General features: G+C 66.8%; 12 protein-coding genes and 1 pseudogene. 7 read left to right on the forward strand and 6 right to left on the reverse strand.

Annotation, left to right across the window (positions count from 1 at the left end):
- From BM031_RS15045 to BM031_RS15055, 3 genes and pseudogenes are all read right to left on the reverse strand, one after another.
- A pseudogene (locus tag BM031_RS15045) lies at window positions 1–252 on the reverse strand (IS110 family transposase); the annotation flags it as partial.
- Between the two features lie 97 nt (window positions 253–349).
- Window positions 350–796, reverse strand: coding sequence for an Mpo1 family 2-hydroxy fatty acid dioxygenase (locus BM031_RS15050; RefSeq protein WP_091875381.1), 447 nt, complete (start codon window positions 794–796; stop codon window positions 350–352).
- Window positions 797–842: 46 nt separating this feature from the next.
- Window positions 843–1,802 (reverse strand): LysR family transcriptional regulator, encoded by a 960-nt coding sequence (locus BM031_RS15055; protein WP_091875382.1) that lies wholly within the window; start codon window positions 1,800–1,802, stop codon window positions 843–845.
- A 194-nt stretch (window positions 1,803–1,996) separates the two neighbouring features.
- Here BM031_RS15055 and BM031_RS15060 point away from each other — a divergent pair, with 194 nt between their 5' ends.
- From BM031_RS15060 to BM031_RS15085, 6 genes are all read left to right on the forward strand, one after another.
- The gene (locus tag BM031_RS15060) at window positions 1,997–2,155 is read left to right on the forward strand and encodes a hypothetical protein (RefSeq protein WP_177207775.1); all 159 of its coding nucleotides are present in this window, start codon (window positions 1,997–1,999) and stop codon (window positions 2,153–2,155) included.
- Window positions 2,152–2,994, forward strand: a complete 843-nt coding sequence (locus BM031_RS15065) for an alpha/beta hydrolase (protein ID WP_091875384.1) — start codon at window positions 2,152–2,154, stop codon at window positions 2,992–2,994. Before BM031_RS15060 ends, BM031_RS15065 begins: the two co-directional genes overlap by 4 nt.
- Window positions 2,995–3,357: 363 nt before the next feature.
- Window positions 3,358–4,569 carry an efflux RND transporter periplasmic adaptor subunit gene (locus tag BM031_RS15070; RefSeq protein ID WP_229408920.1) on the forward strand — a complete coding sequence of 404 codons (1,212 nt, stop codon included), beginning with the start codon at window positions 3,358–3,360 and terminating at the stop codon, window positions 4,567–4,569.
- Between the two features lie 4 nt (window positions 4,570–4,573).
- Window positions 4,574–7,756, forward strand: coding sequence for an efflux RND transporter permease subunit (locus BM031_RS15075; protein ID WP_091875386.1), 3,183 nt, complete (start codon window positions 4,574–4,576; stop codon window positions 7,754–7,756).
- 1 nt (window position 7,757) lies between these two features.
- Window positions 7,758–9,248: an efflux transporter outer membrane subunit gene (locus BM031_RS15080; RefSeq protein WP_091875387.1), complete on the forward strand. Its 1,491-nt coding sequence runs from the start codon at window positions 7,758–7,760 to the stop codon at window positions 9,246–9,248.
- Between the two features lie 83 nt (window positions 9,249–9,331).
- Window positions 9,332–9,823, forward strand: a complete 492-nt coding sequence (locus BM031_RS15085) for a DNA-deoxyinosine glycosylase (protein WP_091875472.1) — start codon at window positions 9,332–9,334, stop codon at window positions 9,821–9,823.
- Window positions 9,824–9,904: 81 nt separating this feature from the next.
- Here BM031_RS15085 and BM031_RS15090 read toward each other — a convergent pair whose 3' ends face one another.
- Both BM031_RS15090 and BM031_RS15095 read right to left on the reverse strand, forming a co-directional pair.
- The gene (locus BM031_RS15090) at window positions 9,905–11,074 is read right to left on the reverse strand and encodes a tetratricopeptide repeat protein (protein WP_091875388.1); all 1,170 of its coding nucleotides are present in this window, start codon (window positions 11,072–11,074) and stop codon (window positions 9,905–9,907) included.
- 65 nt (window positions 11,075–11,139) lie between these two features.
- A complete protein-coding gene (locus tag BM031_RS15095; protein ID WP_091875389.1) occupies window positions 11,140–11,997 on the reverse strand; it encodes an HDOD domain-containing protein in 858 nt (285 codons plus the stop codon).
- A 186-nt stretch (window positions 11,998–12,183) separates the two neighbouring features.
- Here BM031_RS15095 and BM031_RS15100 point away from each other — a divergent pair, with 186 nt between their 5' ends.
- Window positions 12,184–12,753 carry a DNA-3-methyladenine glycosylase gene (locus BM031_RS15100; RefSeq protein WP_091875390.1) on the forward strand — a complete coding sequence of 190 codons (570 nt, stop codon included), beginning with the start codon at window positions 12,184–12,186 and terminating at the stop codon, window positions 12,751–12,753.
- 12 nt (window positions 12,754–12,765) lie between these two features.
- On the opposite strand, the gene BM031_RS15105 is transcribed toward BM031_RS15100, so the two are convergent.
- The gene (locus tag BM031_RS15105) at window positions 12,766–14,490 is read right to left on the reverse strand and encodes a methyl-accepting chemotaxis protein (protein ID WP_091875391.1); all 1,725 of its coding nucleotides are present in this window, start codon (window positions 14,488–14,490) and stop codon (window positions 12,766–12,768) included.
- Window positions 14,491–14,508 lie beyond the last annotated feature (18 nt).

The raw sequence follows: 14,508 nt of genomic DNA on the forward strand, positions 1-14,508 counted from the left end.
CGCAATAACCTGGCAAAAGTGACCCAACTTGGTCAGCTGGCGATAGATCACGTACCCGCAGCAACCTGCCTCGTAGCACACGGACAGCTTTGCACCGCCTTTGGCCAACTGCGCCATCAGCTTCGCTATCGCGACCGGCGTGTTCGTGATCTCTCCATAGAAACGAGGCTCACCACCAGCGCTATCCGCAATTGACACCGCGATCGTCGCCTTATGGACATCCAAGCCAACATATTTGCTAAACTCGTTCATGACCTACCTCCTCAATTGCGGCTCTGCGCCGAAAGGTTCACCAACCCTCAGCGTAACCCGCGCTTGTTGAGGTTGGTAGGTCAATACATTCTGTCTACTAGTACGCGAGATTCAAGCGGCGATACAGGAAGGACAGCACGAACAGCGGCCCAATGAGCAAAAAGCGCAGGTCGTCGAAGAAGGACGGCTTCTTCCCTTCGATCTTGTGGCCGATGAACTGCCCGATCCAGGCCACCACGAACACGGCGATCGACACCGGCAGCACGGTCCCCTCGGGCAGCAGCGCCAGGATGCCCAGCATCGCGGCGCTCATCACGCCCATGCCGATCGCGAACTGGCGCGACAGTTTGGCGTAGTAATAGAGTGAACCGAGCGTGACCGCGATCGCCACCACCGGGTGCACTGCCCACAGGATGCCCAGCAGGCTCAGGACGATCAGCGGGATGCACACGAAGTGGATGATCTCGTTGGTGTGGTCCTGGTGGCTGTCGCCGTAGCGCGCCAGCAGGATGTCGATATTGCGGGCTTGGGTGCTGTGGTCCATGTCGTCTCCGGTAGGCCCTGTGATGAGCCGGTATTTTTGGCTGATTCTACACCGTCTCCGCGGCGGTGGAAGGCTGGGCAAGCGCCGGCCGCGGCGCCTGCAGGCGCAGGTTCGGGTGCGCCGCGAACAGCTCCGACACCCATTCCACGAACACCCGCACCTTGGCCGACAGATGGCGGTTCTGCGGATAGACGATGTGCACCGGCAGCGGGTCGATCGCCCACTCGGGCAGCACCGGCACCATGCGGCCCGAAGCGATGTGCTGCACCAGCAGGTAGTCGGTCATGGTGATGATGCCCAGGCCGGCCAGGCCCGCCTGCACGTAGGCGTTCGAATCGTTCAGGGCGATCGCGCCGGGCAGGGTGATGTCGATGCGCTCGCCGTCGCGCGTGAAGTCCCACTTGAAAATCTTGCCGGTCTTGGCAGAAAAATAGTTGACGCAGCGGTGGCGCTCGAGGTCGCGCGGGTGCTGCGGCATGCCGTGGCGCGCGATATAGTCGGGCGAGGCGCAGGTGACGAAGTTGATCACGCCGATGCGGCGCGCGATCAGGTTCGAGTCGCCCAGTTCGCCGCCGCGCACCGCGCAGTCCACGCCTTCCTCCACCAGGTCGACCGGGCGGTCGGTGCTGCCCAGCTCCATCGTGATGTCCGGGTAGCGCTCGAAGAAGGCCGGCAGGGCGGGAATCAGGATCTCGGACGACAGGCCGGTGGGGGTATCGACGCGCAGGCGCCCGCTCGGGCTGAGGCGGTGGCGCGACAGGGATTCTTCGGCGTCGCGCACGTCCGACAGGATCTGGATGCAGCGCTCATAATAGGCGGCGCCGTCGGAGGTGATCATCACCTGCCGTGTCGTGCGGTGCAGCAGCTTGACCGCCAGCGTCGCCTCCAGCGTCTGGACCAGGGTCGACACCGTCGCCTTGGGCAGGTTCAGCATTTCCGCGGCCTTGGTAAAGCTGCCGCAGTCGACGACCTGGATAAAAACCTCCATGGCCTGGAGCTTGTTCATGTCGGACCCCTCTTCCTGATTTGGTCGATTGTTCGGCAATCTGAACAATCAATTCGGTATTGCCATCTTTATCCGATTGTAGATGAAGTCTATAGTGTGTGCATTGCAGCAAAAAGACAACACACACGGAGCAGGTCATGAACATGCGCAACGGAATCTTCAACACGGTCGCAGTTGCCTTGAGCGGAGTCGCAATGGCAGCCCTGCTGGGCACCGACGCCTACTCGCAGGCTGCCGGCGCGGAAGCGCGCGGCCTGAAGGCGCTGTCGATGCACGTGGAGATGAGTTGCGACGCCTGCCCCGAGCAGGACAGCGACCGCTGGGCCGTCGCCCCTGTGGGAGGCGGGAAATGAGCGCGGTCCTCGACCAGGACATCGACAGCGCCAGCACGGTCGACGTGCGCGAGCTGGAAGTCAGCGGCGCCCAGGGCCCGCTCGCTGCGCGCCTCTACCATTCCGGCGTAGCGGCCAAGCGCGACACCCTGATCGTGTTTTTCCACGGCGGCGGCTTCATCTCGGGCGACCTGCAGGAAGCCGACGAGTTCCTGCGCTACCTGGCCGAATGCAGCGACGAGCGCGCCGTGCTGGCCTCGAACTACACGCTGGCCACGACCAGCCCCTTCCCGGCCGCGGTGGAAGATGCGCATGCGGTGCTGCTGTGGACCGTGAAAAACAAGGCGAAGATCGGCTGGTCGGGCAAGAAGCTGGTGGTGGCCGGCATCGAGGCCGGCGCCAACCTGGCGGCGGTGTGCACGCTGATGGCGCGCGACCGCGCCGCGCCCAAGCTGGCCGGCCAGATCCTCATCATGCCGATGCTCGACCCTGGCCTGTCCACGGTCTCGATGCGCCAGATGAGCCAATGCCCGGACCGTGAAAAGCTGAGCACCGAATGCGCCGCCGCCTACCGCGGCTACCTGCCGCACGCGGCCGACCGCGCGCACCCGTATGCGTCGCCGCTGCGCTCGACCCGGCTCAAGAACCTGCCGCCGGCGCTCATCCTCTCGGCCGAGGAAGACCCATTGTGCGACGAGGCCGAACAATACGGCGCCAAGCTGATTAACGCCGGGGTACGCACCACCGTGCGGCGCATGCCGCCCGCGCCCCTGCAGGAACCCGGTGGGCGCAACGAATGTGCATGCAAGGTGCACGCGCTCGGCGAGATCGCCACCTTCCTTGCAGGGCTGGATCGCTGACCCCTCAGCACCAGGCCAAGCCAACCAGCTTTCCCCGCACCACTGCGCCTTGCCGGCGCGGGGAGGCCCCGTTTTATCCGTTTTTCCCAACAGCCGTCGCCAGCGCGACGTGAGGGACCGTCTTGAAGAGAGGTGAGCCATGAACCAGGCGCCTGCCATGAGCTGCTGCCGCCCGCGCGGCACCCGCTGCCGCTGTCGACGCTGACGATCGCGTCCTGACCGCCCACGCGCGGTCACCCAACCTGTAACGCATCCGGCATCCGCGCCATCCAGCGCGGAAGGGCCCCCCTTTTTCCTCTCCTCCGGTCCTGCGCCGGCGGCGATAGGGAAGCTTTTGTCTCACACTATAAGAAAGGTTTCATCATGACCAATCACACAGCACGCATGGGCAGCGTCAAGACCCTGGTAGCCGCACTGGCCGCCGCCGGCCTGGCGGGAGCACTGCTCACCGGTTGCGCCGACGCCAACAGCAAGACCGAGCCGGCCGCCGCGCCAGCCGGGCCGCCGGTATCGGCCGCCATCGTGGCCGAAAAGCCGGTCGCCGAAACCCAGGAATTCTCGGGCCGCCTGGAAGCCATCGAAGTGGTCGAGATCCGCCCGCGCGTGAGCGGCTACATCACCGCCGTCAACTTCAAGCCGGGCGCCGAAGTGAAAAAAGGCGAGGTGCTGTTCGTGATCGATCCGCGCCCTTACCAGGCCGAAGCCGACCGCGCCGGCGCCGCCGCGAATGCGGCCCGTGCCCGTGCCGACCTGGCGCGCCTGGAACTGCAGCGCGCCGACAAGCTGCTGGCGGACAAGGCCATCGCCCAGCGCGAGTTCGATGAAAAATCGGCCTCGCAGAAGGAACTCGACGCCAGCGCCCGCGCCGCCCAGGCCCAGTTCGAATCGGCCAGATTGAACCTGGCCTACACCCGCGTCACCGCGCCGATCGACGGCCGCGTGTCGAAAGCCGAGATCACCCTCGGCAACCTGGTGGACGCCAGCGCCGTGCTGACCTCCGTGGTCTCGCTCGAGCGCATCTACGCCAGCTTCGACGGCGACGAAGAAACCTACCTGCGCGTCGGCACCCGTGCCCAGCGCGGACAAGCTGCCATCGTCAAGGTGGGACTGGCCAACGAAGAAGGCTTCCCGCATGAAGGCAAGCTCGAATTCGTCGACAACCAGCTCGATGCCCGTACCGGCAGCGTGCGCATGCGCGCTACCTTGCTCAATGCCGACCGCGCGCTGGCGCCCGGCCTGTTCGCCCGCATCCAGGTGGGCAGCGGCGTGGCCGAAAAGGCGGTCGTCATCAACGAACGCGCCGTCGGCACCGACCAGAGCCGCAAGTACGTGGTGGTGGTGGGCGCCGACAGCATGGCCGAGTACCGCCCGGTGACCCTGGGCCCGGTGGTGGACGGCATGCGCGTGGTGCGCACTGGCCTCAAGCCCGGCGAGAAGATCGTCGTCAACGGCCTGCAGCGCGTGCGCCCCGGCGCGCCGGTGACCCCGCAGATGGTGGCAATGGACGCCGACGCCACCGCGGCTGCGGTCAAGGCCGACGCGAAACTGGCCCTGAACACGGCCGCCAAGGAGTAAGACCATGAACTTTTCCCGCTTCTTTGTCGACAAGCCGATCTTCGCGGTCGTGCTGTCGGTCATCGTGTTCGTCGGCGGCCTGATCTCGATCTTCCAGCTGCCGATCTCCGAATACCCGGACGTGGTGCCGCCCTCCGTGGTGGTGCGCGCCCAGTACCCGGGCGCCAACCCCAAGGTGATCGCCGAAACCGTGGCTGCGCCGCTGGAAGAGCAGATCAACGGCATCGAGGACATGCTCTACATGACCTCGCAGAACACCTCGGACGGTGCGCTGGCGCTCACGCTGACGTTTGCCATCGGCACCGACATCGACCGTGCGGAAAGCCAGGTGCAGAACCGCGTCCAGCGCGCGCTGCCGCGCCTGCCGGAAGAGGTGCGCCAGATCGGCGTCACCACCGTCAAGAGTTCGCCGAACCTGACGATGGTGGTCCACCTCAATTCACCCGACGGCCGCTATGACGACCTGTACCTGCGCAACTATGCGGTGCTGAACATCAAGGACCAGCTGGCCCGCCTGAACGGCATGGGCGAAGTGCAGCTGTTCGGTTCCGGCGACTACGCCATGCGTGTCTGGCTTGACCCGCAAAAGGTCGCCGCGCGCAACCTGACCGCGGGCGATGTGGTGGCCAGCATCCGCGAACAGAACGTGCAGGTGGCAGCCGGCGTGGTGGGCCAGGGCCCGACCGAAGGCGCCCAGTTCCAGCTCACCGTCAACACCCAGGGCCGCCTGAAGTCGACCGAGGAATTCGGCGAGATCGTGGTCAAGGCCGGTGAAGACGGGGCGGTGACGCGCCTGAAGGATGTGGCGCGCCTGGAGATGGGTTCCAGCTCCTACGCCCTGCGTTCGCTGCTGAACAACAAGTCGGCCGTCGCCATCCCGATCTTCGAGGCGCCCAACGCCAACGCGCTGCAACTCTCCACCGACGTGCGCGCCAAGATGGAAGAGCTGTCGAAAGACTTCCCCGAAGGCGTCGAGTACAGCATCGTGTACGACCCGACCCAGTTCGTGCGCGAGTCGATCGACTCGGTGATCCACACCCTGCTTGAAGCCGTGGTGCTGGTCGCCCTGGTCGTGATCGTGTTCCTGCAGACCTGGCGTGCCTCGATCATCCCGCTGCTGGCGGTCCCGGTGTCGGTGGTCGGTACCTTTGCGGTGATGCTGATGTTCGGCTTCTCGATCAATACGCTGTCGCTGTTCGGCCTGGTGCTGGCGATCGGTATCGTGGTCGATGACGCCATCGTGGTGGTGGAAAACGTCGAGCGCAACATCACCAATGGGCTGTCGCCGCGCGACGCGACCATCCAGGCCATGAAGGAAGTGTCGGGCCCGATCATCGCCATCGCCCTGGTGCTGTGCGCCGTGTTCGTGCCGATCGCCTTCGTGGCAGGCCTGACCGGCCAGTTCTATCGCCAGTTCGCCCTGACCATCGCGATTTCCACCGTGATCTCGGCCTTCGCTTCGCTGACCCTGGCCCCGGCACTGTCGGCCGCCCTGCTGAAAGCCCACGACGCGCCGAAGGACCGCCTGACCCGCATCATGGACAAGGTGTTCGGCCGCTTCTTCGCCGCCTTCAACCGCTTCTTCGGCCGTGCCTCGCACAGCTATGAAGGCGGCGTGAAGACCGTCCTGCGCCGCAAGACCGCGACTCTGGGCGTCTACCTGGCGCTGGGCGTGGCCGCGATGTTCATGTTCAAGGTGGTGCCGCCGGGCTTCGTGCCGGCCCAGGACAAGGGCTACCTGATCGGCTTCGCCCAGCTGCCCGACGCCGCTTCGCTCGACCGCACCGACGCCGTGATCCGCCGCATGTCGGCCATCGCCAAGGACATCCCGGGCGTGGAATCGTCGATCGCCTTCCCTGGCCTGTCGATCAATGGCTTCACCAATGCGCCGAACGCCGGCATCGTGTTCACGTCGCTCAAACCCACCAGCGAGCGCAAGGGCAAGGAGCAGTCGGCCGAAGCCATCGCCGCCGAAATCAACAAGCGCATGGGCGCGGTGGAAGACGCCTTCGTCATGGTGCTGCCGCCGCCCCCGGTCAATGGCCTGGGCACGACCGGCGGCTTCAAGCTGATGCTGGAAGACCGCGGCAACCTCGGTTACGACGAACTGTACAAGGCCACGCAGGCGCTGCAGGCGAAAGCCTGGGGCACGCCGCAACTGGCGGGCGTGTTCTCGAGCTACCAGATCAACGTGCCGCAGCTGTTTGCCGATGTCGACCGCGTGAAGGCCAAGCAGCTCGGCGTGCCGCTGGCGACCATCTACCAGACCTTGCAGGTGAACCTGGGCTCGCTGTACGTGAACGACTTCAACCAGTTTGGCCGCACCTACCAGGTGCGGGTGCAGGCCGACGCGCAGTTCCGCTCGCAGCCGGAGCAGATCGCCCAGCTGAAGGTCCGCAACGACAAGGGCGAGATGATCCCGCTGTCGTCGCTGATGCGGGTGAAGGACAGCTATGGCCCGGACCGCGTCCAGCGCTACAACAACTACGTGGCGGCCGACATCAACGGCGGCGCGGCGCCCGGCGTCTCGTCGGGCCAGGCGCAAGCCATCATGGAGCAGCTGGCCAAGGACACGCTGCCGAAAGGGATCGCCTACGAGTGGACCGACCTGACCTACCAGGAGATCCTGTCCGGTAACACCATGGTGTATGTGTTCCCGCTGTGCGTGCTGCTGGTGTTCCTGGTGCTGGCCGCCCAGTACGAAAGCTGGACCCTGCCGCTGGCCGTGATCCTGATCGTGCCGATGTCGATCCTGTGCGCCCTGATCGGCGTGAAGATCACCGGTGGCGACAACAACATCTTCACCCAGATCGCCCTGTTCGTACTGGTGGGCTTGGCCTCGAAGAACGCGATCCTGATCGTGGAATTCGCCCGCGAACTGGAAGACCACGGCCGCAGCGTCGTCGAAGCCGCGCTGGAAGCGAGCCGCCTGCGCCTGCGTCCGATCCTGATGACGTCGATCGCCTTCATCATGGGCGTGGTGCCACTGGTGTTCTCCACTGGCGCCGGCGCCGAGATGCGCCACGCCATGGGTGTCGCGGTGTTCTTCGGCATGCTGGGCGTGACCTTCTTCGGCCTGTTCCTGACGCCGCTGTTCTACGTCCTGCTGCGCAGCTTCGCCAAACGTTTCGAGAAAAAGGTCCCTGTCGCGAAAGCGCCGGTGCTGGACCTGGAAGGAGTGCACTGAGATGAACAACATGATCGCAAGGGGCGTGGCCCCGCTGCTGGCAGCCTTGCTGCTCACCGCCTGCGCCACGCCGGCCTTCCAGCAGCCGGCCATCGACACGCCGACTGCCTTCCGCGAGTCGCAGGTATCGAAGCCCGCCGAGGTGGACGGCATCGACGGCGCGCGCTGGAAGCCGGCGCAACCGGCGGAGCAGCAGCCGCGCGGCCAGTGGTGGCTGGCCTTCAATGACCGGGCGCTGACCGCGCTGGTGAATGAAGCCAGCGCCAACAACGCCAACCTGGCGGTAGCCGCAGCCCGCGTCGAGCAGGCCCGCGCCATCGCTGGCATCGCCAACGCCGACCGCATGCCGCAGGTGGGCATCGGCATCGGCGCCCAGCGCGCCCGTCCGGCGCCGCTGGAAGTGAACCTGCCGCAGGGCAGCGCCACCCCGCCGCAGACCAGCTACACGGCCAGCCTCACCGCCAGCTACGAGGTCGACCTGTTCGGCCGGGTAGCGGCCGGCGTGTCGGCGGCGCGCGGCGACGCGGCGACGTCGGAGGCGAACTACCGCTCCGTGCTGCTGGCGCTGCAGGCGGACGTGGCGCAAACCTACTTCCGCCTGCGCGCCCTCGACGCGGAAACGGACACGGTGGCGCAGACCGTGCGCCTGCGCGACGAGAGCGTGAAAGTGACGCAGCGCCGGTTTGATTTGGGCGACATCGGCGAGTTCGATTTGTCGCGCGCCCGCACCGAACTGGCCACCGCTCGCGCCGAAGCCATCGGCCTGGAGCGCCAACGCGCCACCGCCGAGCATGCACTGGCGGTCTTGCTAGGCAAACCGGCGGCGCACTATGTGGCCGGTACCAGCCCGCTGCTCGATGCGACGGCGCTGCCGGCGATTCCGGCCGGCCTGCCATCGACGCTGCTGGAACGCCGTCCCGACATCGTCGCCGCCCAGCGCACGATGGAAGCGTCGAACGCCCGCATCGGCGTGGCGCGCGGCGCCATGTTCCCGGCCTTGACCATCAGCGCGGCCGGCGGCGGCCTTGGTGGCGCCTTCTCCGAAGTGTTCAAGTGGAGCAGCCGTTCGTGGGTGCTGGGCCTGCTCACCTCGATGCCGATCATCGACGGTGGCCGCAACCGCGCCAACGTCGAGGCTAGCTACGCCGTGCTGGAAGAATCGGTGGGGGGTTACCGCCAGAGCGTGCTCACGGCCTTTGCCGAAGTCGAGGACAACCTGGCCGGCCTGCGCATCCTCTCTGGCCAGGCCGAGCAGATCGATGCGGCGGTGCTGTCGGCGCGCCGTTCGGCGGATCTGGCGCAGAAGCTGTATGACGCCGGGCGCTCCAGCTACCTCGAACTGCTCGACGCCCAGCGCAACCTGGCGTCGGTAGAGCGGACGGCGGTCCAGCTGCGCGGCAACCGCGCGGTGACCACCGTCGCCCTGATTCGCTCGCTCGGCGGCGGCTGGGACGCCCAGCCTGTCGACGGCCGGACGGTCGCACAGAACTAAGGTTTTTCTCCAGGCGTTTCTGCCCTTTGCGGCGGGTGCATATGTACCCGCCGCTTTTTTTCGCCCGGCTTACAATCACGGCCATGGCGATTCCCACCCCTACACTGACTGGCCTGGCGCCGGTCATTGCGCGTGATACGCGTGTCCTCATCCTCGGCAGCTTCCCCGGCGCGGCCTCTCTGGCGGCGGGGCGCTACTACGCCCATCCGCGCAACCAGTTCTGGCCCCTGGTATCGCGTGTACTCGAGGAAGATCTCGCGGCGCTGCCGTATGAACTGCGCTTGGTGCGCCTGCTGGCGCACGGCTTCGGCCTGTGGGACGTGCTGGCCGGCTGCGAGCGCGAAGGCAGCCTCGATTCCGCCATCCGCAAGCCTGCCGCCAACGATTTCGAACGCCTGCGCGCGTTGTGCCCGGCGCTCGAAACAGTCGGGTTCAATGGCCAGGCCTCGGGCAAGTTCGCGCCGCAATTCGCGGCGGCGGGCTATCGCACCGTGGTGCTGCCGTCGAGTTCACCCGCACACCAGACCCTGAGCTTCGAGCAGAAGCTGGCGCATTGGCGCGCACTGATCGGGTAGGGTGGTCGGTTCCGGCCAGCCCTGTGGATGCGCCGCCGAAGGCTGGACGCGCGGTCGGCGAAGCCGACCACGCTACGCAGGCTAACGGATGCGCGTCCCGGTCCCAGCCTGTGCCCGCAGATAATTCAGCTTGGCCGAATACAGCTTGCGCATGTCCTGCCGCGTGCTGGTATCGACCGCCCTGGCGATCTGCTCGCGTGCGTGGTTCACGTCGCCCAGGCGCAGGTGCGCCACGCCGAGCCAGAAGCGGAATTCGTCGTTGTAGGGCGCGCGCTTGACCTCGCGTGCGAACAGGCCGCGGGCGGTGTCGAAGTCGCCGGCCTTGAGGGCTTCCATGCCCTTGTCGAAGTGGTAGTAGGGCGGGAATGGTTCGATGCTGGCGATGCGCCGGGCCAGCGCCTGCGCCTCGTCCGGCTTGCCGACTGTGGCAAGCACGCCTTGCAGGTTGCGCATCACGGCCATGTTTTCCGGTTCGCGGTCGAGGGCCACGCGGTAGGTTTTCTCGGCCAGGCCTATATCGCCGTGGCGCTCGTAGACCACGCCCAGCGTGTTGAGCGCGGCGACCATGCCGGGGCGCTTCGCCACCGCGGCGCGCGCCCACCAGTAGGCGTCGTCGATGCGGCCCTGCACCAGCATTTCGGCGGCGCGGTTGTTCAGGTAGAGCGCGACGATGTCTTCTTCTTCGAGTTCCTGCGCGCGCAGCCTGGCCGCGTCGCTCGAGGGGATGAAATCGACCACCAGCATCGCGTCCATGTCGGTGCTGCGCATGCCGACCTCCGGCCGGTTGGCGATGCCGATGTTGACGTGCGCGCTGGTCAGGTACAGGCCATTGCTGCGGCTCCAGCCGTCGTCAGTCTGAACGCTGCGGTAGTGCACCTGCATGCCCAGCTCCCTGGCAAACGCCGCGGTCATGATCACGAGCGAGAGGCAGTTGCCGGCGCGGTCGGCGTAGGTTTCGGCGGCGGTACGCGTGCGCGAGGATTCGTATTCGAGCTTGAGGTCGGTCTTGCTGTACAGCGCCTTGAGCAGGCCGTGGCGCTGGCCGTTCTGGCGCAGCTGGCTGGTGAAGGCGAAGCTGTTCATGTAGCTGCGCATCGCGGGGCTGAGCGTGAACAGGTCGTCGGCGCCGACTTTTTCGGTCGGCGGCGCGAAGCGCGCATCGGCCAGCAGGGGAGGGGGCGCGGCGGGAGGCTCCATGCTGGCGCAGCCGGCCAGCAGGGACAGGGACAGCAGGATGGCGATCGACTTCATGGTTCCCTCCAGGGCGTACTTACAAGCGAAGTATCTGCCTGTGCAGGAGGGATGTCAAAGGCCGCTTACTCTTCGTGGAAGGCGTCCACCAGTTCGTCCAGCAGCTCGGCGGTTTCTTCATCCGACAGGCCGAGGTAGGCGCAGGCGGCGGCGCCGCCCTTGTTCCATTCGAGCGATTCGGCATGGCCCTGGTAGCGGCAGATCGCGTTCTCGGCCAGCACCGACAGGGCGACCAGCGAGCGCACCGTGCCGGCGGTGGCGGCGTCGTCGAGCACCGCGAAATCGTGGTGGTGCAGGATGGCCCAGCCGACGTCGCCCGACAGGCCCCAGTTGCGCGCCAGCAGGCAGCCGACCGCGGCGTGGCTTGTGCTGTGGCGCTCGTCTTCCAGCGCCGTGAACGGGCGCTCGGCTTCCAGCGAGGCGGCCGCGTAGCTGGCGGCGTAGTCGGGGAAGCGGTCGATCAGCAGCGGCACGCCGGTGTCGCAGAACAGGCCGAAGGTATGGGCCACGTCGGGCTCGCCGATGCGCAGACGGCGCGACAGGAACACCATGGCCTGGGCGCGGCGGGTCGAGATATCCCAGAAGCTGGCCAGCATCGCGCTGTTGGTCGGGATCGCCTGGCGCGCCAGCAGCCCGGTCATCAGGGCCGCGACCTGGTTAATCCCCAGGAACAGGATGGCCTGCTCGATCGACTTGGCCTTGCGGCGCCCGCCATAGATCGAGGAATTGGCCAGCTTGAGCAGGGCGCCCGACATGCCGACGTCGCTCGCCACGATCTTGCCGATGGCTTCCGGCGACGGGTCTTCCGAGGCCAGTTCGCGCTGCATGTCGGCGAGCAGGCTCGGCCGTGGCGGGATGCGGATCGATTTGATCAGGGCATCGACCTGGTCGAGGTGCGGGATGGGATCGGCGACGGTATTCATGGGGCGCGGGCTGGGACTGGGGGCGGGTAGAGCTGCGTCAGGAAGATGCTGCAAGGAAATTCGAACAACCGTGCAACTATACCCCAGCATCATTCTTCTTGCACGAAAGCAATGCCATTTCGTGCCTGAACCTGTGTCAATTTCACCAAAGCGACACGAGGATGAGGCGCGGGCTAGAATCCTTGTATGGCCATTTCGACAATAGCGGGAATCGATTTTACCCAGCCGGCGGAGCTGGTCGCACGCCAGCTGATCGGCATGACGGTGCTGGTGGACGGTGTCGGCGGACGCATCGTCGAGACCGAAGCCTATGACCGGGAGGACCCGGCCTCGCACGCCTTTTCCGGCCCCACCGAGCGCAATGCCGCCATGTTCGGCCCGCCCGCCCACGCCTATGTGTACCGCTCGTATGGCATCCATTGGTGCCTGAACTTCGTCTGCCGCGAGGAAGGCCACGGGGCCGGGGTCCTGATCCGTGCGCTCGAGCCCCTGGCGGGGCTGGATCAGATGCGCGTGCGGCGCGACGCCGACGACCTGTGGCTGCTGTGCTCCGGTCCCGGCAAGCTGTGCCAGGCCCTGGGGGTGACCCGCGCGCACAACGGCAGGGCCTTGTCCGCAGCGCCCTTCGAGCTGCAGCCCGGCCCGGCGGGGCTGGAGGTGGTGGCGGGGCCGCGCATCGGCATCTCGAAGGCGATGGACGTGCCGTGGCGCTTCGGGCTGGCCGGCTCGCGCTTCGTCAGCCGGCCATTCCGCTGATCCAGCAGGGCTTTACGCGCGATGGCGGCGCTGCGCCGGCGCTGTGGCAGGCTTGGTTGCTGCGGTCAGGGCCGGCACAGGACGCCCGCGCATCGGGCTGGCGCTGGCGCGCCGTTCCTGCAGGCCATGGAAGCCTTCGTCGCCGTCGTCGTCGTCGATTGCTTCGTCGTCGATGGCCGTGGCTTGTTCGCCGTCGAACTTGAAGATCGACACCGCCTTGGCCAGGTTGACGGTCTGCTCGTGCAGGCTTTCGGCGGCTGCCGCGGCTTGTTCGACCAGTGCGGCATTCTGCTGGGTCATGCCGTCCATCTGGCCGATCGCCTTGTTCACTTCGGCGATGCCGTCGGCCTGCTCGGTGCTGGCCACGCTGATGCGGCCGATGATGTCATTCACCTGGCGCACCGAGGCCACGATGTCGCCCATGCTGCTGCCCGCCTCGCTCACCGACGCGCTGCCGTCTTCGATGATCTTCACCGAGTCCGCGATCAGGGCCTTGATCTCGCGCGCCGCCGCCGCCGAGCGCTGCGCCAGCGTGCGCACCTCCGCCGCGACCACCGCGAAGCCCCGGCCCTGTTCGCCGGCGCGCGCCGCTTCCACCGCCGCATTCAGGGCCAGCAGGTTGGTCTGGAACGAGATGCCGTCGATGACGCCGGTGATCTCGACGATCTTGCGCGAGCTGGCCTGGATCGATTCCATGGTCGCCACCGCGCGGCCCACGGCGGCGCCGCCGTTCGAGGCCAGCTGCGCCGCTTCGGCCGCGAGGCTGGACGCCAGTTGCGCGTTGTTGGCGTTTTCCTTCACCGCGGTGGTCAGTTCTTCCATGGTGCTGGCGGTCTGCTCGAGCGAGCCGGCCTGCATCTCGGTGCGGGTCGACAGGTCCAGGTTGCCGCTGGCGATTTCCTTTGACGCCGTGTCGATCGAGCGCACCGCGCTCAGGATGCTGCGCAGGGCGCCGTCCAGGCGGCCGATGGTGTGGTCGAGCGCGCGCGAAGTGTCGGCGATCTCGTCGCGCCCGCTGCCGGGCGTGCCGGAGGGACGCAGGCGGCCGTCGGCCAGGTCGCCCACCACGGTGGCGATTGCCTGGATGTCGGCCAGCATGGCGCGCCGCACCAGCATCGTCACCATCAGCGACAGTCCGATCGACAGCAGGACCAGGCCGGCCATCATGATGCCGAGCGAGCGGAATTCGGCCTTGGCGGCGGCGTGGGCTTCCACGCTCAGTTTCTTTTCCAGGCTGGCCAGGCGCTGCAGCTCGGTGTCGAGCGCGACGAACTGCTTCTCGGCCTTCTGCATCGAATTGGTGGCGATCGACTGGTCCACCTGGGCCAGTTCGATCGTCTCGCCCACCAGCTTGCGGTAGCCTGCCAGCGCCGCCAGCGAAGCTTCCAGCGCCGCCTGCTCGGAGGGCTCGGCGCGCCTGGACAGCTCGCCGAGCTTGGCGCCGATGCTGCCATGCTTCTTGTGGATGTCGGCGGTGAGCGCGGCCAGCCGGTTGGCCGCGAAACTCCCGTTCACCCAGGCCAGCAGCTGGTAGATGTTGGCGTGCGCAAAGCGCGCGTCGCCGGCGACGTCGGCCACCGCCTGCAGGCGCGCCGCGCGCACCTGCACCATGTGCTCGAGCGACGCGTTCTGGCGCACCATGCCGTAATAGGCGGCGGCCGACAGCATGGTCAGCAGCACCAGCACGAGCCCCGGGGCCAGCAGGAGTTTGGGGCCGATCCGCAATGTATTCAGCATGCTTGACTCCGGGGAGGG

It is taken from the genome of Massilia yuzhufengensis, assembly GCF_900112225.1.
GTDB lineage: Bacteria > Pseudomonadota > Gammaproteobacteria > Burkholderiales > Burkholderiaceae_D > Telluria > Telluria yuzhufengensis.